1 protein-coding gene is annotated in these 281 nt (G+C 56.6%); it reads left to right on the top strand.

What is annotated here, in order from left to right; all coding sequences use genetic code 11:
• Window positions 1–281 (top strand): carbohydrate ABC transporter permease (locus PL640_RS25740; protein WP_271363895.1); only part of this gene is annotated, 281 nt, incomplete at both ends.

Genomic DNA, 281 nt, shown 5'->3' with positions numbered 1-281 from the left:
CTTCCAGATCATCATCTTCATGGCCGGCCTGCGTGCGATTCCCACGACATTCTATGAAGCCGCGCGTATCGACGGGTTGGGTGAATGGGCGATCCTGCGCAAGATCACGCTGCCGCTTCTGAAACCAACCACCGTTTTCCTCGTGGTGTTTTCCTCCATCGGCTTCCTTCGCATCTTCGACCAGGTCTACAACATGACCACCAATGATCCGGGCGGCCCGCTCGGTTCAACCAAGCCGCTGGTGCTGATGATCTACCAGACCGCGTTCAATTCCTATGCCA

Source organism: Agrobacterium sp. ST15.16.024 (assembly GCF_027956545.1).
GTDB classification, from domain to species: Bacteria; Pseudomonadota; Alphaproteobacteria; order Rhizobiales; family Rhizobiaceae; genus Agrobacterium; species Agrobacterium cucumeris.
Note: the sequence above shows the minus strand (reverse complement) of the source record. Positions and strands in the feature narration are given on the sequence as shown.